The 22259-nt window shown below is 66.1% G+C and carries 17 protein-coding genes; 11 read left to right on the top strand and 6 right to left on the bottom strand.

Annotated elements, in window-relative coordinates:
* Nucleotides 1–217: 217 nt before the first annotated feature.
* The 6 genes from gyrA (at nucleotide 218) to cmk (ending at nucleotide 9390) form a co-directional block, all read left to right on the top strand.
* The gene (gyrA, locus tag PCA10_RS19470) at nucleotides 218–3004 is read left to right on the top strand and encodes a DNA gyrase subunit A (RefSeq protein ID WP_016493786.1); all 2787 of its coding nucleotides are present in this window, start codon (nucleotides 218–220) and stop codon (nucleotides 3002–3004) included.
* 94 nt (nucleotides 3005–3098) lie between these two features.
* The gene (gene serC / locus PCA10_RS19465) at nucleotides 3099–4184 is read left to right on the top strand and encodes a 3-phosphoserine/phosphohydroxythreonine transaminase (protein WP_041770367.1); all 1086 of its coding nucleotides are present in this window, start codon (nucleotides 3099–3101) and stop codon (nucleotides 4182–4184) included.
* A 1-nt stretch (nucleotide 4185) separates the two neighbouring features.
* The gene (pheA, locus tag PCA10_RS19460) at nucleotides 4186–5280 is read left to right on the top strand and encodes a prephenate dehydratase (RefSeq protein ID WP_016493784.1); all 1095 of its coding nucleotides are present in this window, start codon (nucleotides 4186–4188) and stop codon (nucleotides 5278–5280) included.
* Nucleotides 5281–5358: 78 nt separating this feature from the next.
* Nucleotides 5359–6471, top strand: a complete 1113-nt coding sequence (hisC, locus tag PCA10_RS19455) for a histidinol-phosphate transaminase (RefSeq protein ID WP_016493783.1) — start codon at nucleotides 5359–5361, stop codon at nucleotides 6469–6471.
* 4 nt (nucleotides 6472–6475) lie between these two features.
* Nucleotides 6476–8707: a bifunctional prephenate dehydrogenase/3-phosphoshikimate 1-carboxyvinyltransferase gene (locus PCA10_RS19450; RefSeq protein WP_016493782.1), complete on the top strand. Its 2232-nt coding sequence runs from the start codon at nucleotides 6476–6478 to the stop codon at nucleotides 8705–8707.
* Nucleotides 8704–9390 carry a (d)CMP kinase gene (gene cmk, locus PCA10_RS19445; RefSeq protein WP_016493781.1) on the top strand — a complete coding sequence of 229 codons (687 nt, stop codon included), beginning with the start codon at nucleotides 8704–8706 and terminating at the stop codon, nucleotides 9388–9390. Before PCA10_RS19450 ends, cmk begins: the two co-directional genes overlap by 4 nt.
* Before the next feature lie 62 nt (nucleotides 9391–9452).
* Here cmk and PCA10_RS19440 read toward each other — a convergent pair whose 3' ends face one another.
* Both PCA10_RS19440 and PCA10_RS19435 read right to left on the bottom strand, forming a co-directional pair.
* Complete coding sequence (locus PCA10_RS19440) at nucleotides 9453–11129, bottom strand: MFS transporter (RefSeq protein ID WP_041770365.1); 1677 nt, start codon at nucleotides 11127–11129, stop codon at nucleotides 9453–9455.
* A 256-nt stretch (nucleotides 11130–11385) separates the two neighbouring features.
* On the bottom strand, nucleotides 11386–11814 hold the full coding sequence (locus PCA10_RS19435) for a MerR family transcriptional regulator (RefSeq protein WP_016493779.1): 429 nt from the start codon (nucleotides 11812–11814) through the stop codon (nucleotides 11386–11388).
* A gap of 110 nt (nucleotides 11815–11924) precedes the next feature.
* Between PCA10_RS19435 and PCA10_RS19430 the strand changes: the two genes are divergently transcribed.
* Nucleotides 11925–13160, top strand: a complete 1236-nt coding sequence (locus tag PCA10_RS19430; protein ID WP_016493778.1) for an NADH:flavin oxidoreductase/NADH oxidase family protein — start codon at nucleotides 11925–11927, stop codon at nucleotides 13158–13160.
* Between the two features lie 27 nt (nucleotides 13161–13187).
* On the opposite strand, the gene PCA10_RS19425 is transcribed toward PCA10_RS19430, so the two are convergent.
* Entirely contained in the window at nucleotides 13188–13856 is a 669-nt protein-coding gene (locus tag PCA10_RS19425) for a TIGR04211 family SH3 domain-containing protein (RefSeq protein WP_016493777.1), read from the bottom strand.
* 321 nt (nucleotides 13857–14177) lie between these two features.
* Entirely contained in the window at nucleotides 14178–15449 is a 1272-nt protein-coding gene (locus PCA10_RS19420; protein ID WP_016493776.1) for a D-arabinono-1,4-lactone oxidase, read from the bottom strand.
* Between the two features lie 309 nt (nucleotides 15450–15758).
* On the opposite strand from PCA10_RS19420, the gene PCA10_RS19415 reads away from it, so the two are divergent.
* The 4 genes from PCA10_RS19415 to PCA10_RS19400 all read left to right on the top strand — a co-directional run bounded on the left by PCA10_RS19415 (nucleotide 15759) and on the right by PCA10_RS19400 (nucleotide 19732).
* Complete coding sequence (locus tag PCA10_RS19415) at nucleotides 15759–16523, top strand: SDR family NAD(P)-dependent oxidoreductase (protein WP_016493775.1); 765 nt, start codon at nucleotides 15759–15761, stop codon at nucleotides 16521–16523.
* A 74-nt stretch (nucleotides 16524–16597) separates the two neighbouring features.
* The gene (gene eutH, locus PCA10_RS19410; RefSeq protein ID WP_016493774.1) at nucleotides 16598–17830 is read left to right on the top strand and encodes an ethanolamine utilization protein EutH; all 1233 of its coding nucleotides are present in this window, start codon (nucleotides 16598–16600) and stop codon (nucleotides 17828–17830) included.
* Nucleotides 17831–17901: 71 nt separating this feature from the next.
* Complete coding sequence (locus tag PCA10_RS19405) at nucleotides 17902–18708, top strand: LuxR C-terminal-related transcriptional regulator (protein ID WP_041770364.1); 807 nt, start codon at nucleotides 17902–17904, stop codon at nucleotides 18706–18708.
* 223 nt (nucleotides 18709–18931) lie between these two features.
* The gene (locus tag PCA10_RS19400) at nucleotides 18932–19732 is read left to right on the top strand and encodes a helix-turn-helix domain-containing protein (RefSeq protein ID WP_231866598.1); all 801 of its coding nucleotides are present in this window, start codon (nucleotides 18932–18934) and stop codon (nucleotides 19730–19732) included.
* 107 nt (nucleotides 19733–19839) lie between these two features.
* Here PCA10_RS19400 and PCA10_RS19395 read toward each other — a convergent pair whose 3' ends face one another.
* The gene (locus PCA10_RS19395; RefSeq protein WP_016493771.1) at nucleotides 19840–21135 is read right to left on the bottom strand and encodes an NAD(P)/FAD-dependent oxidoreductase; all 1296 of its coding nucleotides are present in this window, start codon (nucleotides 21133–21135) and stop codon (nucleotides 19840–19842) included.
* Between the two features lie 14 nt (nucleotides 21136–21149).
* Complete coding sequence (locus tag PCA10_RS19390; RefSeq protein ID WP_016493770.1) at nucleotides 21150–22235, bottom strand: polyamine ABC transporter substrate-binding protein; 1086 nt, start codon at nucleotides 22233–22235, stop codon at nucleotides 21150–21152.
* Nucleotides 22236–22259: the final 24 nt, after the last annotated feature.

Below are 22259 nucleotides of genomic sequence, written 5' to 3'. Positions count from 1 at the left end.
CCGGCGGGCCGCCCGGCGGGGTAGGTGCAAGGCGGTGACTGTGGTAAGCTCCGGCAGTTATTGCCGCCCCTCTATCGAGGCGGCCCAATTGCACAGATCCTTGGCTTAACTCGTTGATTTGTCGTGAGTCGCTGCAGCATCTGGCCGCAGTGACGAGCTTCGCAGCGCTCAGGATGAGCGGGGCGGAGTTTCATCAGAAAAAGGAACCAGGCTTCTCATGGGCGAACTGGCCAAAGAAATCCTCCCGGTCAATATCGAAGACGAGCTGAAACAGTCCTACCTCGACTACGCGATGAGCGTGATCGTCGGGCGCGCCTTGCCGGATGCGCGCGACGGCCTGAAGCCAGTGCACCGTCGCGTTCTCTTCGCGATGAGCGAGCTGGGCAACGACTGGAACAAGCCCTACAAGAAATCCGCCCGTGTGGTCGGTGACGTGATCGGTAAGTACCACCCTCACGGCGACACCGCGGTGTACGACACCATCGTCCGCATGGCCCAGCCCTTCTCGCTGCGCTACATGCTGGTGGATGGCCAGGGCAACTTCGGTTCGGTGGACGGCGACAACGCCGCAGCCATGCGATACACCGAAGTGCGCATGTCCAAGCTGGCCCACGAGCTGCTGGCCGACCTGGACAAGGAAACCGTGGACTGGGTGCCCAACTACGACGGCACCGAACAGATTCCCGCGGTCATGCCGACCAAGATCCCCAACCTGCTGGTGAACGGCTCCAGCGGTATCGCCGTGGGCATGGCGACCAACATCCCGCCGCACAACCTCACCGAGGTCATCAACGGCTGCCTGGCGCTGATGGACAACCCCGAGCTCACGGTCGATGAACTGATGCAGTACATCCCGGGCCCGGACTTCCCCACCGCCGGCATCATCAACGGTCGCGCGGGCATCATCGAGGCCTACCGAACCGGCCGTGGCCGCATCTATATGCGTGCCCGCGCCGAAGTCGAGGACATGGAGAAGGGCGGCGGCCGCCAGCAGATCATCGTCACCGAGCTGCCCTACCAGCTGAACAAGGCGCGTCTGATCGAGAAGATCGCCGAGCTGGTCAAGGAGAAGAAGCTCGAAGGCATCACCGAGCTGCGCGACGAGTCCGACAAGGACGGCATGCGCGTCGTGATCGAGCTGCGTCGTGGCGAAGTGGGCGAGGTGGTCCTCAACAACCTCTACGCCCAGACCCAGATGCAGAGCGTCTTCGGTATCAACGTCGTGGCCCTGGTGGATGGCCAGCCGCGCACGCTGAACCTGAAGGACATGCTCGAGGTGTTCGTCCGTCACCGCCGCGAAGTGGTGACCCGCCGTACCGTCTACGAACTGCGCAAGGCGCGCGAGCGTGGCCACATCCTCGAAGGCCAGGCAGTCGCCCTATCCAACATCGACCCGGTGATCGAGCTGATCAAGAACTCGCCCACCCCGGCCGAGGCCAAGGAGCGCCTGATCGCCACCGCCTGGGAATCCACCGCGGTGGAAGCCATGGTGGAGCGTGCCGGCGCCGACTCCTGCCGTCCGGAAGACCTGGACCCGCAGTACGGCCTGCGCGATGGCAAGTACTACCTGTCCCCGGAACAGGCCCAGGCCATCCTGGAGCTGCGCCTGCACCGCCTGACCGGCCTGGAGCACGAGAAGCTGCTGGCCGAGTACCAGGAAATCCTCACCCTGATCGGTGAGCTGATCCGCATCCTCACCAACCCCGAGCGCCTGATGGAAGTCATCCGCGAGGAGCTGGAGAAAGTGAAGGCCGAGTTCGGCGACGCCCGCCGCACCGAGATCGTCGCGTCCCAGGTGGACCTGACCATCGCCGACCTGATCACCGAAGAAGAACGCGTCGTCACCATCTCCCACGGCGGCTACGCCAAGTCCCAGCCGCTGGCCGCCTACCAGGCCCAGCGTCGCGGCGGCAAAGGCAAGTCGGCCACCGGGGTGAAGGACGAGGACTACATCGAACACCTGCTGGTCGCCAACAGTCACGCCACCCTCCTGCTGTTCTCCAGCAAGGGCAAGGTCTACTGGCTGCGCACCTTCGAGATTCCCGAGGCGTCACGCACCGCCCGTGGCCGTCCGCTGGTCAACCTGCTGCCGCTGGATGAGGGCGAACGCATCACCGCGATGCTGCAGATCGACCTGGAAGCCCTGCAGCAGAGCGCAGGCGCCGACGAGGACCTGGAAGAGGCCGAAGGCCTGGTAATCGAAGGCGAAGTGGTCGAAGCCGAAGGCGGCGACGACGAAGCCTCCGACGAGGGCGACGAGCAGGACGAGCCCACCGGCGCCTACATCTTCATGGCCACCTCCTTCGGTACCGTGAAGAAGACCCCGCTGGTGCAGTTCAGCAAGCCGCGCTCCAGCGGCCTGATCGCCCTGAAGCTGGAAGAGGGCGACACCCTGATCGCCGCCGCCATCACCGACGGCGCCAAGGAAGTCATGCTGTTCTCCGACGGTGGCAAGGTCATCCGCTTCAAGGAGAAGAACGTCCGCATCATGGGCCGTATCTCCCGTGGCGTACGTGGCATGCGCCTGCCGGAAGGCCAGCGACTGATCTCCATGCTGATCCCGGAAGCGGGCTCGCAGATCCTCTCCGCTTCCGAGCGTGGCTACGGCAAGCGCACCCCGCTGGAAGACTACCCACGTCGCGGCCGCGGCGGCCAGGGCGTGATCGCCATGGTCACCAACGAGCGCAACGGCAAGCTGGTCGGCGCCGTGCAGGTGCAGGACGGCGAGGAAATCATGCTGATTTCCGACCAGGGCACCCTGGTGCGTACCCGTGTGGACGAAGTCTCCAGCTCCAGCCGTAACACCCAGGGCGTGACCCTGATCAAGCTGGCCAAGGACGAGACCCTGGTGGGCCTCGAACGCGTCCAGGAGCCGTCCGGCGTTGAGGACGACGAAGAGCTGCTGGAAGGCGAAGAGAACGTCGAAGGCGTTGACGAAGTGGTCGATGCCGAGGCGGGTGACGTTCGGCAGGACGACGCCCAACCGGCCAGCGACGAGCAATAGTTGTAGGTAAGGACGGCCGTCGTCGGCTCGTCCTTTCGGTAGATGACAATCGGCGGGGGTACTGGTGCCCCCGCTCTACCTAGTGAGAGTGGATGTGAGCAAGCGAGCCTTTAACTTCTGCGCCGGCCCGGCCGCGCTTCCGGAAGCTGTTCTGCAACGCGCCCAGGCGGAACTCCTCGATTGGCAGGGCAAAGGCCTGTCGGTCATGGAAATGAGCCACCGCAGCGACGAGTACGTCGCCATCGCGGAAAAGGCCGAGCAGGACCTGCGTGACCTCCTGTCCATTCCCAACAACTACAAGGTGCTGTTCCTCCAGGGCGGCGCCAGCCAGCAGTTCGCCGAGATCCCGCTGAACCTGCTGCCGGAAAACGGCGTGGCCGACTACGTCGACACCGGCATCTGGTCGAAGAAGAGCATCGACGAGGCCAGCCGCTTCGGCCGCGTCAACGTCGCCGCCAGCGCCAAGGGCTACGACTACTTCGCCATCCCCGGCCAGAACGAGTGGCAGCTGTCCAAGGACGCCGCCTACCTGCACTACGCCTCCAACGAAACCATCGGCGGCCTGCAGTTCGACTGGATTCCGGAAGTGGGCGACGTCCCGCTGGTGGTGGACATGTCCTCCGACATCCTCTCCCGCTCCCTGGACGTATCCCGCTTCGGCCTGATCTACGCCGGCGCGCAGAAGAACATCGGCCCCAGCGGCCTGGTGGTGGTGATCGTCCGCGAGGACCTGCTGGGTCGCGCCCGCGCCAGCTGCCCGACCATGCTCAATTACAAGATCGCCGCCGATAACGGCTCCATGTACAACACCCCGGCGACCTTCTCCTGGTACCTCTCGGGCCTGGTGTTCGAGTGGCTGAAGGAGCAGGGCGGCGTCGCGGCCATGGAGCGCCTGAACAAGGCGAAGAAGGACCTGCTCTACGGTGCAATCGACAAGAGCGACTTCTACACCAACCCGATTTCCATCAATGCCCGTTCCTGGATGAACGTGCCGTTCCGCCTGGCGGACGAGCGCCTGGACAAGCCCTTCCTGGCCGGCGCCGATGCCCGTGGCCTGCTGAACCTCAAGGGCCACCGTTCGGTGGGCGGCATGCGTGCCTCCATCTACAACGCCGTCGGCCTCGACGCGGTCGAAGCCCTGGTGGCCTACATGGCGGAGTTCGAGAAGGAGCACGGCTGATATGTCCGAGCAGGAACTCAAGGCGCTGCGAGTGCGCATCGACAACCTCGACGAGAAGATCCTCGAGCTGATCAGCGAGCGCGCCCGCTGCGCCCAGGATGTCGCACGGGTCAAGACCGCCACCCTGCCCGAGGGCGAAAAGCCCGTGTTCTACCGTCCGGAGCGCGAGGCCTGGGTCCTCAAGCGCATCATGGACCGTAACAAGGGCCCGCTGGACAACGAGGAAATGGCGCGGCTGTTCCGCGAGATCATGTCCTCCTGCCTGGCCCTGGAGCAGCCGCTCAAGGTCGCCTACCTCGGTCCGGAAGGCACCTTCACCCAGGCCGCCGCGCTCAAGCATTTCGGCCATGCCGTGGTGAGCTCGCCCATGGCCGCCATCGACGAAGTCTTCCGCGAAGTGGCCGCTGGTGCGGTGAACTTCGGCGTGGTGCCGGTGGAAAACTCCACCGAGGGTGCGGTGAACCACACCCTGGACAGCTTCCTCGAACACGACATGGTGATCTGTGGCGAGGTGGAGCTGCGCATCCACCACCACCTGCTGGTGGGCGAAACCACCAAGACCGACAACATCACCCGCATCTACTCCCACGCCCAGTCCCTGGCCCAGTGCCGCAAGTGGCTGGACGCCCATTACCCGAACGTCGAGCGGGTGGCGGTTTCCAGCAACGCCGACGCCGCCAAGCGGGTGAAGAGCGAATGGAACTCGGCGGCCATCGCCGGTGACATGGCGGCCAGCCTCTACGGCCTGACCAAGCTCTGCGAGAAGATCGAGGACCGCCCGGACAACTCCACGCGCTTCCTCATCATCGGCAACCAGGAAGTGCCGCCCACTGGCGACGACAAGACCTCCATCATCGTCTCCATGCGCAACAAGCCGGGCGCCCTGCACGAACTCCTGGTGCCGTTCCACAACAACGGTATCGACCTGACCCGCATCGAGACCCGCCCGTCCCGCAGCGGCAAGTGGACCTACGTGTTCTTCATCGACTTCGTAGGGCACCACCGCGACCCGCTGATCAAGGACGTGCTGGAAAAGATCAACCAGGAAGCCGTTGCCCTGAAGGTGCTGGGTTCCTACCCCAAAGCGGTGCTTTGAATTTGCGACGGGCCGTCGCGCTCCAGCCAGGCCTGGGGCGCGCTACGGCGGCCCCGAGCCCGTAGTTGAGGCTGAACCATGAGCTGTGACTTCCTCGCCCTTGCCCAACCGGGCGTGCAGAAACTTTCGCCCTATGTGCCCGGCAAACCGGTGGACGAACTGGCCCGCGAGCTGGATCTCGACCCCGCCGGCATCGTCAAGCTGGCCAGCAACGAGAACCCCCTCGGCCCGAGCCCCAAGGCCCTGGAAACCATCCGTGAGCAGCTCGCCGAGCTGACCCGTTACCCTGACGGCAACGGCTTCGAGCTCAAATCCCGGCTGGCCGAACGCTGCGGCGTGACCCCGGCCCAGGTGACCCTGGGCAACGGCTCCAACGACATCCTCGACCTGGTGGCCCGCGCCTACCTGGCCCCGGGGCTGAACGCCGTGTTCAGCGAACACGCCTTCGCCGTCTATCCCATCGCCACCCAGGCCGTGGGCGCCACCGGCAAGGTGGTTCCGGCGGTGGACTACGGCCATGACCTGCCGGCCATGCTGGCGGCCATCGACGCCAACACCCGCGTCGTGTTCATCGCCAACCCGAACAACCCCACCGGCACCTGGTTCGGCCCGCGAGCCCTGGAAGACTTCCTCGCCCAGGTGCCGGAAAACGTGCTCGTCGTGCTGGACGAGGCCTACATCGAATACGCCGAGGGTGACGAACTGCCCGACGGCCTCGACTACCTGGCCCGCTACCCGAACCTGCTGGTGTCCCGCACCTTCTCCAAGGCCTACGGCCTGGCTGCGCTGCGGGTGGGCTACGGCCTGTCCAGCGCCCAGGTGGCCGACGTGCTGAACCGCGTGCGCCAGCCCTTCAACGTCAACAGCCTGGCCCTGGCCGCCGCCTGTGCCGCACTGGACGACGCCGACTACCTGGCCGAGAGCCGCCGCGTCAACGACGCCGGCATGCGCCAGCTGGAAGAGGGCCTGCGTGCCCTCGACCTGAAATGGATTCCCTCCAAGGGCAACTTCATCGCCGTCGACTTCGGCCGCGACGCCGCGCCGATCAACCAGGCCATGCTGCGCGAAGGCGTGATCCTGCGCCCGGTGGGCGGCTACGGCATGCCCACCTTCCTGCGTATCTCCATCGGCCTGGCACACGAGAACGCCCGTTGCCTGGAGGCGCTCGCCAAGGTGCTGGGCCGTGGCTGATGTCATGACCCTGCAACAGGGCGCCCCTATCTTCGGGCGCCTGGTGGTGATTGGCCTCGGCCTGATCGGCGGCTCCTTCGCCAAGGGAGTGCGTGAGAAGGGCCTGTGCGCCGAAGTGGTTGGGGTCGACAAGGACCCGGAGTCCTGCCGCATCGCCGTCGAAACCGGCGTGGTCGACCGTTGCGAGAGTGACCTCGCCACGGCCTGCCGCGGTGCCGATGTGATCCAGCTGGCCGTCCCCATCCTCGCCATGGAAAAACTCCTCGCCGAACTGGCCACGCTGGACCTGGGCAATGCCGTGCTGACCGATGTCGGCAGCGCCAAGGGCAATGTGGTGCGCGCCGCGCAGAACGTCTTCGGCGAGATGCCGGCGCGCTTCGTGCCCGGCCACCCGATTGCCGGCTCCGAGAAGAGCGGGGTGGAGGCGGCCAATTCCAGCCTGTTCCGCCGTCACAAGGTGATCCTCACGCCGCTGGCGAACACCGACCCGGCTGCCCTGCAGTGCGTCGACCAGCTCTGGCGCGCCCTGGGCGCCGACGTCGAACACATGGACGTCGAGCACCACGACGAGGTGCTCGCCGCTACCAGCCACCTGCCGCATTTGCTGGCATTCGGGCTGGTCGACTCGCTGGCCAAACGCAGCGAGAATCTGGAAATCTTCCGCTATGCCGCCGGCGGCTTCCGCGATTTCACGCGGATCGCCGGCAGCGACCCGGTCATGTGGCACGACATCTTCCTCGCCAACCGCGACGCCGTGCTGCGCATCCTGGACGCATTTCGCGCCGACCTCGACGCCCTGCGCGGCGCGGTCGACGCAGGGGACGGGCATGAGTTGCTGGGCGTGTTCACCCGCGCCCGCTTTGCCCGCGAGCATTTCAGCAAAATCCTGGCCCGCAGGGCCTATGTGGACGCCATGCACAACAACGATCTGATTTACCTGGCGCAGCCGGGTGGCAAACTCGCCGGCAGCATTCGCGTACCGGGCGACAAGTCCATTTCCCACCGTTCCATCATGCTCGGCTCCCTGGCTGAAGGAACCACCGAGGTCGAAGGCTTCCTCGAGGGCGAAGACGCCCTGGCGACCCTGCAGGCCTTCCGCGACATGGGCGTGGTCATCGAAGGCCCGCACCACGGCCGCGTGACCATCCACGGCGTCGGCCTGCACGGCCTGAAGCCGCCGCCCGGCCCGCTGTACCTGGGTAACTCCGGCACCTCCATGCGCCTGCTCAGCGGCCTGCTGGCGGCCCAGCCGTTCGACACCACCCTCACCGGCGACGCTTCCCTGTCCAAGCGCCCGATGAACCGCGTGGCCAACCCCCTGCGCGAGATGGGCGCGGTGATCGAGACCGCCGCCGAAGGCCGTCCGCCGCTGACCATCCGTGGCGGCCAGCGCCTCGCCGGCATGAGCTACGAGATGCCCATGGCCAGCGCCCAGGTGAAATCCTGCCTGCTGCTCGCCGGCCTCTATGCCGCCGGTGAAACCTCCGTATCCGAGCCGGCGCCGACCCGCGACCACACCGAGCGCATGCTGCAGGGCTTCGGCTACCCGGTGAAAGTGGCCGGCAACACCGCCACCGTCGAGAGCGGCCACAAGCTCAGCGCCTCCCACATCGAAGTCCCGGCCGACATCTCCTCCGCCGCCTTCTTCCTGGTGGCCGCGAGCATCGCCGAAGGCTCCGAGCTGGTGCTGGAACACGTCGGCATCAACCCGACCCGCACCGGCGTGATCGACATCCTCAAGCTGATGGGTGGCGACATCACCCTGGAAAACCAGCGTGAAGTCGGCGGCGAGCCGGTGGCCGACATCCGTGTTCGCGCCGCCAAGCTCAAGGGCATCGAGATCCCCGAAGACCTGGTACCCCTGGCCATCGACGAATTCCCCGTGCTCTTCGTCGCCGCCGCCTGTGCCGAAGGCCGCACCGTGCTGCGTGGCGCCGAGGAACTGCGGGTGAAGGAATCCGACCGTATCCAGGTCATGGCAGACGGCCTGCTGGCCCTGGGCGTGAAGGCCGAACCGACTCCGGACGGCATCATCATCGACGGCGGCCCCATCGGCGGCGGCGAAGTCTGGAGCCACGGCGACCACCGCATCGCCATGTCCTTCAGCGTTGCCTCGCTGCGTGCCACGGCGCCGATCCGTATCCACGATTGCGCCAACGTCGCCACCTCCTTCCCGAACTTCCTCAGCCTCTCGGCCCAGTGCGGCATTCGCGTGGCGGAAGAGGGCAAGGCATGAACGGCAATCTGCCCGTAATCGCCATCGACGGACCCAGCGGCTCCGGCAAAGGCACCATCGCCGGCCGACTGGCCCGGCGCCTGGGCTGGCGCCTGCTGGATTCCGGTGCGCTGTACCGCTTGCTGGCCTTCGCCGCGCGCAACCACGGCGTCGACCTGACCAACGAGGAAGCCCTCAAGGTCCTGGCGGCTCACCTGGACGTGCAGTTCAACGCCAAGCCCGGCGGCGGCCAGAGCATCGTGCTGGAAGGCGAGGACGTCACCGATGTGATCCGTTCCGAGCAGGTCGGCGCTGGTGCCTCCCAGGTCGCCGCGCTGCCCGCCGTGCGCGAGGCCCTGCTGCAACGCCAGCGCGCCTTCCTCGAAGCGCCCGGCCTGGTGGCCGACGGTCGTGACATGGGCACCGTGGTATTCCCCCAGGCGCCGCTGAAGATCTTCCTCACCGCCAGTGCCGAGGAGCGCGCCCGCCGCCGCTTCCTGCAGCTCAAGGGCAAGGGCATGGAGGCGGACCTCGCTTCCCTGCTGCTGGAGATCCAGGAACGCGACGAGCGTGACAGCCAACGCTCGGTGGCACCGCTCAAGCCCGCCGACGATGCGATCATCCTCGACTCCACCAGCCTCAGCATCGACGAAGTACAGGACAAGATCCTCGAAGCCTTCGCCGCCCTGGGCCTGGACGACTGAAGCCCCGCCGCCCTGAAAACGCCGCAGCCACAAGCTGCGGCGTTTTCGTTTGTGGAGCCCTGTCAGGTGTGGTGGATGTCCCGGTCCTTGGTTTCCGGCAGGAACAGCGTGCCGATGATGGCCGTCATCACCGCAATCACGATGGGGTACCAGAGCCCGTAGTAGATGTCGCCGGTGGCCGCCACCATGGCGAAGGACACCGTGGGCAGGAAGCCCCCGAACCAGCCGTTGCCGATGTGGTAGGGCAGCGACATCGAGGTGTAGCGGATGCGCGCCGGGAACAGTTCCACCAGCCAGGCGGCGATGGGCCCATAGACCATGGTCACGTAGATCACCAGGATGGTCAGGAGCAGGAGCACCATCGGGTAGTTGATGGTGTCCGGGTTGGCTTTCTCCGGATAGCCGGCGTCCTTCAGCGCCGTGGTGAGGGTGGCGGTGAAGGCGTCGCCCTGGGTCTTGAGATCGGCGGCGGCCAGGCCGGTGCCCTCGAAGCTCGGGATCACCTTGTCGCCGATGCGGATCTGCGCCACCGAGCCCGGCTCGGCGTTTTCGTTGGCGTAGGGGATGGCGCGCTTGGCCAGCAGGCTCTTGGCGATGTCGCAGGAGCTGGTGAATTTGGCCTTGCCCACCGGGTCGAACTGGAACGAGCACTGCTCGGGATCGGCCACCACCGTGACCGGGTTGCGCTCCTGGGCGGCGAACACCTCGGGATTGCCGAACTGGGTCAGCGCCTTGAAGATCGGGAAGTAGGTCAGCGCCGCGATGATGCAGCCGGCCATGATGATCTTCTTGCGGCCGATGCGGTCCGACAGGCTACCGAACAGCACGAAGAACGGCGTGCCGATCAGCAGCGAACCGGCGATCAGCAGGTTGGCGGTCTGCGGGTCGATCTTCAGCATCTGCAGCAGGAAGAACAGTGCGTAGAACTGCCCGGTGTACCAGACCACCGCCTGGCCGGCGGTGCCGCCGAACAATGCCAGGATCACGATCTTGAGGTTGTCCCAGCGGGCGAAGGACTCGGTCAGCGGCGCCTTGGACGCCTTGCCTTCGGCCTTCATCTTCTGGAACACCGGCGACTCGCTGAGCTGCAGGCGGATGTACACCGAGATGATCAGCAGCAGGATCGACAGCAGGAAGGGGATCCGCCAGCCCCAGGCCTCGAAGGCCTCGGTGCCCAGCAGGGTGCGGCAGGTGAGGATCACCAGCAGCGACATGAACAGGCCCAGGGTCGCGGTGGTCTGGATCCACGAAGTGAAGAAGCCGCGCTTGCCCTTTGGCGCATGCTCGGCCACGTAGGTCGCCGCGCCGCCGTACTCGCCGCCCAGGGCCAGGCCCTGCAGCAGGCGCAAGGTGATCAGGATGATCGGCGCGGCCACGCCGATGCTCGCGTAGCTGGGCAGCATGCCCACCACGGCGGTGGACACGCCCATGATCACGATGGTGATGAGGAAGGTGTGCTTGCGCCCGATCATGTCCCCCAGCCGGCCGAACACGATGGCGCCGAAGGGCCGCACGGCGAAGCCGGCGGCGAAGGCGAGGAGGGCGAAGATGAAGGCGGTGGTCTCGTTGACGCCGGCGAAGAAGTGCTTCGCGATGATCGCCGCCAGGGAGCCGTACAGATAGAAGTCGTACCACTCGAACACCGTGCCCAGGGACGAGGCGAAGATGACCTTGCGCTCCTCCCTGGTCATCCCATGGTTGGGCGCGCTACTCGAGGATGTTTCGTCGATTGTTGCCATGAGACCTCTCCGTCTTGTTCTTGTCGTAGGGCGGAGTACTCCACTACCGTTGCCGTACTCAGACCCTGGGGCTGGTGTCATCGGATTGCGGATTGCGCATAGCATGAAAAGAGCGGGCGACCCCGCATCGCTGCGAAGTTCCTGAGAAGCATAATAGTTAACTGTCAGATATCCACTCGTGCCTTTGTAGGAACGACTCGTAGGATGGGTTGAGGAACGATACCCATCGGCCGCGAAGTGATGGGTATCGCTTCGCTCAACCCATCCTACGTCTGGGACCAGCTTCCTCCCGCAGGCCGGCCAGCACGCGCTGGGCGTTCTCCTCGCAGCCCATGCCTTCGGGCTTGCCCTCGATACCGGCGATGATCGCCAGCAGCTGCGCGCGGTTGTTGGCCAGGCGCTGCTGCATGGCGTCGATCTCGGCCACCTTGCGCTGGAGGCTTTCCAGTAAAAGGCTATGGCGATCCGCCGATGGGTTCGCGTCGGGCATGAGGCCGCGCATTTCCTCCAGGCTGAAACCGGCCTGCTGCCCGCAGGTGATGATCTCCAGCCTGTGCAAGGTCTGCTCGTCGTAGTCGCGATAGCCATTGCCCAGGCGTTGGGCGCTGATCAGGCCACTGGCCTCATAGAAGCGGATGCGCGAGGCGGTCAGGCCGCTGCGCCGGGCGAGTTCGCCGATTTTCATGGAGTGGGGCTCCCCTATTGACCTTAAGGTTGACTTTAACCTTAGTCTTTGCCGCAACCCAGCCCGCCGTTGCGCCCACCGACGCACGGCGCCACCCTCCGGAGAGCCCCATGTCGCCCTTCCAGCCCCTGCAACTGCCCAACGGCGCCGTCATTCCCAACCGTATCGCCAAGGCGTCGATGGAAGAGAACCTCGCCGCCCGCGACCAGACCCCCTCCGACGAGCTGCTGCGCCTCTACCAGTCCTGGGCCGAGGGCGGCGCCGGGCTGTTGCTGACCGGCAACGTGATGGTGGACGCCCGCGCCATGACCGGCCCCGGCGGTGTGGTGCTGGAGGAAGGCCAGCCGCTGCAACGCTTCCGCGAATGGGCGCGCATCGGCCGGGCCCAGGGAGCGCAGTTCTGGATGCAGATCAACCACCCCGGCCGGCAGATGCAGGCCAACCTCGGCCAGCCCACCGTGGCGCCGTCGGCCGTGGCACTGGACATGGGGGGACTGTCGAAACTCTTCCCGCTGCCCAAGGCCATGGACGAGGTGGAGATCGCCGAGTTGATCCAGCGCTTCGCCCGCACCGCGGCGCTGGCCGAGCAGGCCGGCTTCAGCGGGGTGCAGGTGCACGCGGCCCACGGCTACCTGCTCAGCCAGTTCCTCTCGCCGCTGAGCAATCGCCGCGAAGACCGTTGGGGTGGCTCCATCGAGAACCGCGCGCGCTTGCTGCTGGAGGTGGTGAAGGCGGTGCGGGCCCAGGTGTCGCCCGATTTTTGCGTGGCCGTGAAGCTCAACTCGGCGGACTTCCAGCGCGGTGGTTTCGAGACGAGCGACGCGCGCCAGGTGGTGCTCTGGCTCGGCGAGCTGGCGGTGGACCTGGTGGAGCTGTCCGGTGGCAGCTATGAGGCGCCGGCCATGCAGGGCGACGCCCGCGATGGCCGTACCCTGGCCCGCGAAGCCTACTTCCTCGAGTTCGCCCGGGAGATCGCCGCCGTCGCGCCCATGCCGGTCATGGTCACCGGTGGCATCCGCCGCCTGCCGGTGGTGGAGCAGGTCCTGTCCGGCGGCGTGGCCATGGCCGGCATCGCCACCGCGCTGGCGGTCAACCCGGCCCTGCCCAGCCTCTGGCGAAACGGCCAGGTGGCGGCCAGCGCCGAGTTGCCGCCGATCCGCTGGAAGCGCAAGGCCCTGGCCGCGCTGGCCTACATGTCCCTGGTGAAGCACCAGATGCGCCGCCTGGCCGCCGGCGATGCGCCGCAGCCAGGCGCCTCGCCACTAGGGGCCCTGCTGCGGGAGCAGTGGAGCACCCTGCGCCGTGCCCGGCAGTACCGTCAGTTGATGAGCAACCGCGTCAGTTGATGGCGAACAGGCTGCCGCGCGACGGCCTCAGACCCACTGGTCGTTGCGCTTGCGCTTGACCCGCAGTAGGGTCGGCAGGATCAGCCCGGCCAGCAGCCCGGCTCCCGCGATACTGCCGCCGTAGACCATGTAGCGCATCAGCACCTGCTTGTTCTCGTCGCCGAGCTGGGCCTGGGTCTCGCGCAGTTCGGCGCGGGCCTGGTTCAGCTCGCCGTCCAGGTTCGAACGTGCCGCCTGGAGTTCGTCGATCAGCTTCTTGCGTGCGTCCAGGGTCTCCTGCATGCCCTGTACACGGGTCTTCCAGGTGTCGTCGATGCCTTTCAGCTCGGCGCTGAGCTGGGCCACCTGCTGTTCCAGCTGCGGCAGGCGTTCGGCCTGGCCGGGCACTTCCTGCAGGTCGCGGCTGGGAATCCACACGGTATTGCCGTTCTCGCCGCGCACCTGGCTGTAGTCGCCCCGGGTGCTCAGCAGCTCGACCTTCTGCCCGGAGTTGAGCGTGCCGACAATCCGGTAACCGTCTGTGGGGCCGCTGCGCACATAGGTGGTCAGGTTGTCGCTTACCCAGCGTGCGTTGCTCGCCGCCTCTTCGGCCTGCGCCGGGGCGCCGGCCAACAGCAGGCCACCCAGCAGGCAGGTAGCGAGGGCGCGGATCGAGAACGGGGTAACAGGGGCGGGGCAATGACGGGATAGGGACATGGGCAATCTTCACATGGCGATGGAACGAATCCCGTTGAACGGGCGCGAATTAAAGCCGGCCAGGCGAACTGTTGTAGACAAGAACGAAAGGGTGGGGCGGCGAGCCGCCCGGAGGACCGACAGCAGACAGACAGCGGCTGGGCGGACTGAGTTCACTCGCCAGCGCCCGGGGAGATGGATGGTGCCGCCCGGCCCGGTTCAACGGCGACCTGAGCGCGTTTGCGCGCTACGTGCCGGCAGTACCGGCGCTCACGCCCATGCAACGAGCCTCGGCAGGAGGCGATGGCCTGCCGAGGCTATGCCCGGGGTGAATCGCACGCCCTATTTGAAGAGCGGCGTGAGGTGCTCGTTGAGGTAGAAGCCCTCGGGGTCCAGCTGGCGGCGCAGGCTGCGGAAGTCATGGGCGCGGGGATAGATGGCGGTGACGTCGTCCCCGGTGAGGAAGTGCATCTTGCCCCAGTGCGGCCTGGCGCCGTAGGAGCGCAGGATGGCGTCCACCGCGCGCAGGTAGTCCCAGTAGTCGGTGCCCGGCTCGCCGGAGACGGAAATGGTCACGCTGTCCTGCTCGAAGAAGGGGCTCATCCAGGCGCCATCGCCGGCGGTGAAGCGGTACTCGATGGGATAGATGGCCTCGGGGAAGTCCTCCAGCATGATCTTGCGCACGGCCCGCAGCGCCTCCTTGGCATGCTTGATGGGCACGGCGTATTCCAGTTCGTGGAAGTTGGCGATGTACTCGATCGGGTAGACATCCGAGCTGTAGGCCACCTTCTCGAACTCGCTCTCGAAAATTGGCCGGTCGGTGATGTCCATGACCTTCACTTCGCAGACATCGGTGGTGCGGCCGGTCTTCGAGGTGGCGGCGGTGTCGGGCAGGCAGTAGCAATGCCGGCTGCGTTCGGTCGGGCACCAGAAGAAGCTGAAGTGGCGGTGCTTCTGCGCCAGCTCGTCATGCCGCTCCATCACGCTCTCGAAGTCTTCGCGCCAGATCCGCTCGTGGAGGTTGAAGCTGTCGGTCACCTGCAGGGTGATCTCCGAAATCACCCCCAGCACGCCCAGGGACACGCGCCCGGCCAGGAGCAGGTCCGGCGTGCTCTCGTCCACCGCTATGGTCTCGCCGTTCGGCTGGATCAGCTTCATGCCGACGATGCTCGATGCCAGGTTGCCGAGGGTCAGGCCGGTGCCGTGGGTGCCGGTGGTCAAGGCGCCGGCCAGGGCCTGGCTGTCGATGTCGCCCTGGTTGACCATCGACAGGCCCTCGGCCTTGAGCACGCTCACCAGCTCGTTGATGGTGGTGCCGGCGGCGGCGGTGACGCGCCGCTTGGCGTGGTCGACGTGGCGCACGCCCTTCATGTTGGCGAGGGTCAGGTGCAGGCCATTGGTGAGCGCCACCGGGGTGAAGGAGTGCCCGGAGCCCGCCACCCGTACGTTCAGGCCCTTGCCGGTGGCCTCGCGGATCATGTTGCAGAGTTCATCCTCGCTGGCCGGCGCGCCACGGGCCGCGCGGATGCAGGACTGGTTGCCGACCCAGTTACGCCAATGGGCATGCTCGAGTCCGAATTCGTTGATGTGCATGTTGTTCGACGAAGTGCTCATTATTGTTCTCCCACTTTTCGTACTTGGATTGCGGTATAGCCGTTATCGGTGCGCAGCGCCTTCCGGTTGGGCTGGATGCATGGGATCGGAGAATGAATAAGCCACCTCGGAACCACCATATGTCGATGGATATAGAGCCTCTCCAGTCGAGGCAACGCCCCGGCGTCCATCGCTCCCCGTCGACGTTTTCGAAGCGTTGTTTCCACTGAAAACAACGGCTTACCGACGCGTATATCCGACGACATATGGACGCCACCTTAGGCCCTCCCTAGCGTGAATCCGGTCGAGTCCACAACAACGGAGACAATCATGGGACGACTGAACAACAAGGTGGCGCTGATCACCGGCGGCGCCGGTGGCTGCGGGCTGGCCGCTTCCGAACTATTCGCCCGCGAAGGTGCGAAGGTCGCCATCCTCGACCTGCCGAGCAGCGATGGCGCGGCGGTGGCCGAGCGCATCAACGCCGCGGGCGGCAGCGCCTGCTTCCTGCCCGCCGACGTGTCGAACAGTGAGCAGGTGAACCGCGCGGTGGCCGAGGCAGAGGCGTGCTTCGGCCCCATCACCGTGCTGATGAACCACGCCGGCACCATCCACGCCGCGCCCTTCCTCGAGACCAGCGAAAGCGACTGGGAGCGGCTGATGAACATCAACGTCAAGAGCATGTTCCTGGTGACCCGCGCCGTGCTGCCGAAGATGATCGAAGCGGGTGGCGGCAGCGTCATCTGCACCTCGTCCATCTCCGCCGTGGCCGGCACGCCCATGGAGGTCCTGTACTGCACCACCAAGGGCGCCTGCCACATGTTCGCCCGCGCCATCTCCGTGGAGTTCCGCGACCGCAACATCCGCAGCAACGCCATCTGCCCGGGTTTCATCGGCACCGCCCACGGCCGGCGCGAGCTCGACCTGCTGCGCCAGCACGGCGCCGAGGTGTCCGATGACGCCCTGCGCGCCATGCAGGGCCGCCTCTGCGACCCGAGCGAAGTGGCCGCGGCCGCGCTATTCCTGGCCAGCGACGAGGCCAGCTTCGTCAACGGCGCGCACCTGTTCGTGGACAACGGCTACACCGCCACCTGACCCTCGGGCCCGGCCGGGCCCGAACCCCTTTACCGCACTGCCACCCGACAAGACCTACAAGAGACGAGGCAGCAATGGAAAACATCGGCACGTACGTCATCTACGTCATCATGGCCTGCGCCGTGATCGGCGCCATCGCATCCCTGATCGACCCGGAATCGGAACTGGGCCGCGAGTTCACCGCCGGCCTGCACAGCATCGGGCCGATCTTTATTCCCGTGGCCGGCACCATGGCCGCCATTCCCTTTCTCTCAAGCTTCATCAACCAGTGGATCGCCCCGCTGTTCGCCGCCCTGGGCGCCGACCCCGGCATCGCGGGCCCCATCTTCATCGCCTCGGACATGGGCGGCTACCAGCTCGCCCATGCCCTGGCGCGGGACCCGGAGGGCTGGGTGCTGGGGCTGATCACCGGCTTCCAGTCCGGCGCGACGCTGATCTTCGTCATCCCCGTGGGCCTGGCCATGCTCGCCAAGGCCGACCACAAGTACATGGCCCTGGGAATCATGGCCGGCCTGCTGAGCATCCCCATCAGCATCATCACCATCGCCATGCTCACCCAGTGGCTGGGCCTCAACGTGCGCCCGGACATCGCCACCAGCGGCCCGGCCACCCAGGCGCTGGCGTTCACCCTGCCGATGCTCTTGCGCAACCTGTTGCCGCTGATCGTCTTCTGCGTCGCCCTGGCCGCCGCCCTGCGTTATTTCCCCGGCCTGATGGTGCGGGCCTTCCTGGCCCTGGGACGGGTGATGTACGCGGCGGTCACGCTGGTCCTGGTGGCGTCCATAGTCGAGTACTTCACCGGCTTCTTCAGCCACACCTTCGGCGGCTGGGGCTTCGCCCCCATCATCGCCGACGCGGAGGACCAGTTCCGCGCCCTGGAAATCGCCGGCTACATCGGCATCATGCTCTGCGGCGCCTTCCCCATGGTGTGCCTGATCAAGCGCCATCTCGCCCGGCCCCTGGAGCTGGTGGCGGTGCGCCTGGGCATGTCGCCGGTGGGGGCGGCGGGCATCCTCGCCGCCTCGGCGAACATCCTGGCGATGTTCCGCCTGGTGGCGGACATGCCGCCCAAGGACAAGGTGCTGGTGATCGCCTTCTCGGTCTGCGCGGCCTTCACCTTCGGCGACCACATGGCGTTCTCCGCCAACTTCCAGCCCACCTTGATCCTGCCGCTGATCATTGGAAAACTGAGCGGCGGCCTGATCGGCATGGCCATTGCCTATTGGCTGGCGGTGCCGAAGGCGCTGCAGCTCGGCCGTGAAGAACGCCCCCGCGAATCGATGCGTGTCTCGGCCGGACTGTCCTGAATCGTGCGGCGCCGTCCCATTGCGGGGCGGCGCCGCATTCTCCCGGATCAAGACAACGAGCGCGGTCAGTCATGAACAACCAGGAAGCCAGCAGGGTGGCGGGCGTGATCGCCGCCGTGGGTACCGCCAATCTGGGCCAGAGCCTCTGCGCGCTGCTCGAAGGCGAGGTGCGCTTCGACATGAGTTGCGCCTATCTCTTCCGCTTCGACCGCCCCGCGGTGCTGCTGCACGACGGCTACAACGGCGGGGTGCCGGCGAAGACCATGAGCGCCTACCTGCGCGGCGGCTACCTGCTGGACCCGTTCTACGTCGCCTGCATGCACGAGCACCCGGCCGGCGTCTGGCGCATGAGCGAGCTGGCGCCGGACAGCTTCTTCTCCTCGGGCTTCGCCATATCCCCCGACCTGCATCCCTGCGTGTCGTCCACCCACGGCAGCCTGGTGGAGGAGGTGGGCTACATCGTTCCGCTGCAAGCCCATACGGCCGTGGTCTTCTCGCTGATGAAGGCCAGCCAGCACGGCCCATTCACCGACGCGGAAACCCGCCGCCTGCAAGCCCTGCAACCTATCGTCAGCAAGGCCTTCGAGGCCCACTGGCGGCTGCGTCCGGAAGAACCCGGCGAAGCCCCGGACACCCCCGGCAGCCAGCTCGAAAGCGCCTTCGTCGACATCCTCCAGGGCCAGCTCACCGACGCCCAGCGCTACATCGCCAAGCTCCTGCTGCAGGGCCACAGCAACGGCTCCATCGCCCACCTGCTGGGTATCTCCGAAGGCACGGTGAAGGTGCACAAGCACAACATCTACCAGCGCCTGCAGATCTCCAGCAACGCCGACCTGTTCCGCCTGTTCATCAACTACATCTCCGCGACGCCCAGGTAGGATGGGTTGAGCGAAGCGATACCCATGCTGTTCGTTGGGCGCCACGCCCACCGAAAGCACCGCACCGAAAGTCTGCTGCGACTTGCACATGGCTCATGGCGATTGATAGCCTTCCGGGCCTGGAAAACCAGCAGGTCTGGGTATGGTGATCAGGGTTGTCGAAGCACAAGAAGTAGACCAGCAGCGGATTGCCATTCCCGGTTGGGAGCAGCAGTACACGCAGATGTCCGCTGGGCGATTCTCGGGAAGGATCCTGCATGCCGAGGTCGAGGGGATCGAGCTCTACGAGGAGCAGATGAACCTGCGCGTGGAGCAGGAATTCCACGCGCCGCCCGGCGCCCTGGTCTTCAGCTTCGACATGTCGGAGCAAACGCTTTATCTGCTGGATGGCGAAACCCGCAACGCCTGGGTGACGCCGGAGAACTATCGCGAGGTGGCGGTGGTGATCAAGCAGGCGGTGCAGTGGGGCCAACCGCTCGACGCGTACTCCGACCTGGTGCTGACGCCGCTTCGCTCCGCTGGCTGCCGGTCGGTCGCGGCCTCGCTCAGCAACCTGCTCACCGGTGCGTCCGGCGGCCAGCACCAGATGGATGCTCCCGGCGTTGCGCAGACCATCGTCTCCGACTGCTTCTCGCTGCTCTTTGAAGCGCCGCTCGGCGAGGGCCAGCGCTCGCGCTCCAGCGTCCAGGCCAAGCGCGTCGTGCAGCGGGTCAAGGAAGTGGTGAACGATTGTCCCGAGGAGAACTTCGGGATGACCGAGCTGGCGGCCAAGGTGGGCGTCTCGCCGCGCGGCCTGCAGCAATCCTTCCTGCGTTATGCCGGCATCCCGCCCATCGTCTGGCTCAGGAACCGGCGTTTGAACGCGGCGCGCCGCGACCTGCTGGGCGCCGCCGAGTCGGGCATGACCGTGGCCGAGGTGGCCATGAAATGGTCGTTCTGGCACCTGGGCCGCTTCTCCCAGTCCTACCACGCCCTCTTCGGCGAGTACCCCAAGGCCACGGTCAAGCAGGGTTGCCGGTCCTAGCGGAGCGGTTGCGAACCCCGGCGTAGCAGCGAGCTCTGCTCGCGAACCGATCCGTTCGCGAGCAGAGCTCGCTCCTACATTTGCATCAACCCAGCATCAACCCAGCATCAACCCAGCATTTCGCGCATCCGGTACCAGGCCATGCCCAGGGCCAGCAGCGGCGCGCGCAGCAGCTTGCCGCCGGGGAAGGTCAGGTGCGGCACCGCGCTGAACAGGTCCAGGCCCTGGCTTCGGCCGGCATGGATGGCCTCGGCCAGGAGCTTGGCCGACCAGTGGGTGACGTTCAGGCCGTGGCCGGAATAGCCCTGGGCGAAGTACACGTTCGGATGCGCCTTGAGCCTTCCGACCTGCGGGAATCGATTGGCGGTGATGCCGATCATGCCGCCCCACTGGTAGTCGATCCTGACCTGTTCGAGCTGGGGGAACACCTTGAGCACCTTCGGCCGCATGTAGGCGCCGATGTCCTTCGGGTCCCTTCCCGAGTAGTGGCAGGCGCCGCCGAAGAGCAGGCGCCGATCGGCCGTCAGGCGGTAGTAGTCCAGCCCCACCTTCTGGTCGCACAGCGCCAGGTTCTGCGGAATCAGCTGCGCCGCGAGGGACTCGGGAAGCGGCTCGGTGGCGACCACGTAGCTGCCGGCGGGCAGGACCTTGCCGCTCAGCCGTGGCTCCAGTTCATCCAGGTGCGCGTTGCAGCCGAGCACGAGGTTGTCGGCGATCACCCGGCCCTTGGCGCAATGGACGACCACGGACTTCCCATGCTCGATGCGCAGCACCGGGCTCTGCTCGAAGATCCGCGCGCCGAACGCGCCCGCCGCCCTGGCCTCGCCCTTCACCAGGTCCAGCGGGTGCAGGTGGCCCGAGCCCATGTCGACCAGGCCGCCGGCATAGCAATCGCTCGCCACTACCTCACGCATGTGGTCAGGGCCTACGAGCCGGGTCTGATGCGGATAGCCGAGCGCATTCAGTTCCTCCTGCTCCTGGGCCATGGCGGCGAACTGGGCGGGGGTGTTGGCCAGCTCGCAGAAGCCCCAGCGCAGGTCGCAGTCGATGTTCAGGTCGCGGATGCGCTCGGCCACCAGGGTCACCGAGTCGAGGCCCGCGCGTTCCAGGTAGCGGACCCCTTCCTCGCCCACGTATTTGGCGAAGCCGCTGACGTCGTGGCCGATGCCACGTATCAGCTGGCCGCCGTTGCGCCCGCTCGCGCCCCAACCGATGCGGCGAGCCTCCAGCAGCACCACGGAGTGGCCGCGCTGGGCCAGCTCCAGTGCGGTGTTGACGCCGGTGAGTCCACCGCCGACGACGCAGACGTCCGCGCGGACGTCCCCCGCGAGCGAGGGGTACAGCTGTTTGTCCCGGGCGGTTGCGGCGTAGTAGGACGCGGCATGCTCCTCGGAGTGAGTCATGGGTCGTTCTCGATTCATTGGTTGAACTTGATCTTGCTCCAGGTGCGGGTCATCAGGCGCATGATCTTGGGCGGCGGCGCCTTGGCGATGTACAGCTTGTCCAGCACTTCCTGGCTCGGGTAGACCTCCGGGTTGTTCAGCGTGGCCGGGTCCAGGAGCGCCTTCGAATCGGCGTTGGCGTTGGGGTAGCCGACGTACTCGCTGATGCTGGCGATCACCTTGGGTTCCAGGATGTAGTTGATGAACGCGAACGCCTGGTCCGGGTTCCTGGCATCGGCGGGGATGGCCATCAGGTCGAACCAGAGGTTGGCGCCTTCCTTGGGGATGCTGTAGGCGATCTGGATGCCGTTCTTGGCTTCCTGCGCCCGCGCGGCGGCCTGGAACACGTCTCCGGAGTAGCCGAAGGCCACGCAGATATCGCCATTGGCGAGGTCGGAGATGTACTTGGACGAGTGGAAGTAGGTGACGTAGGGCCGCAGCTCCAGCAGCTTGGCCTCGGCCTTGGCGTAGTCGGCCGGGTTCTTGCTGTTGGGGTCGAGCCCCAGGTAGTTGAGCACCGAGGGGATCAGCTCGTCGGCCGAGTCCATGAAGGCGACACCGCAGGACTTGAGCTTCTTGAGGTTTTCCACCTCGTAGAGCACGGACCAGGAGTCGATGCGGTCGACGCCCAGTACCTGTTTCACTTTCTCGACGTTGTAGCCGATGCCGTTGGTGCCCCACAGGTAGGGCACCGAGTGGCGGTTGCCCGGGTCGTTCTGTTCCAGCAGCTTGAGCAGCACCGGGTCGAGGTGCTTCCAGTTCGGCAGCTTGCTGCGGTCCAGCTCCAGGAACACCCCGGCATCCACCTGGCGGGTGAGGAAGTGGTTGGAGGGGACGACCACGTCGTAGCCGGAACGTCCCGCGAGCAGTTTGCCTTCCAGGGTTTCGTTGGAATCGAACACGTCGTAGACCGGCTTGATACCGGTGGTCTTCTGGAACTCGCCCAGGGTGTCCGGGGCGATGTAGTCCGTCCAGTTGTAGACGCTGAGGGTCGGTTCAGCGTGGGCGACCAAGGCCTGCGAGGCCAGGGCGAAGGGCGCGAGGTAGCGCAGCAGTCTCATAGCGACTCCCGTGTTCTTGTTGTG

Source organism: Pseudomonas resinovorans NBRC 106553, from assembly GCF_000412695.1.
GTDB classification, from domain to species: Bacteria; Pseudomonadota; Gammaproteobacteria; order Pseudomonadales; family Pseudomonadaceae; genus Metapseudomonas; species Metapseudomonas resinovorans_A.
The sequence above is the reverse complement of the archived record's forward strand: the minus strand, read 5'-3'. Positions and strand labels throughout refer to the sequence as shown.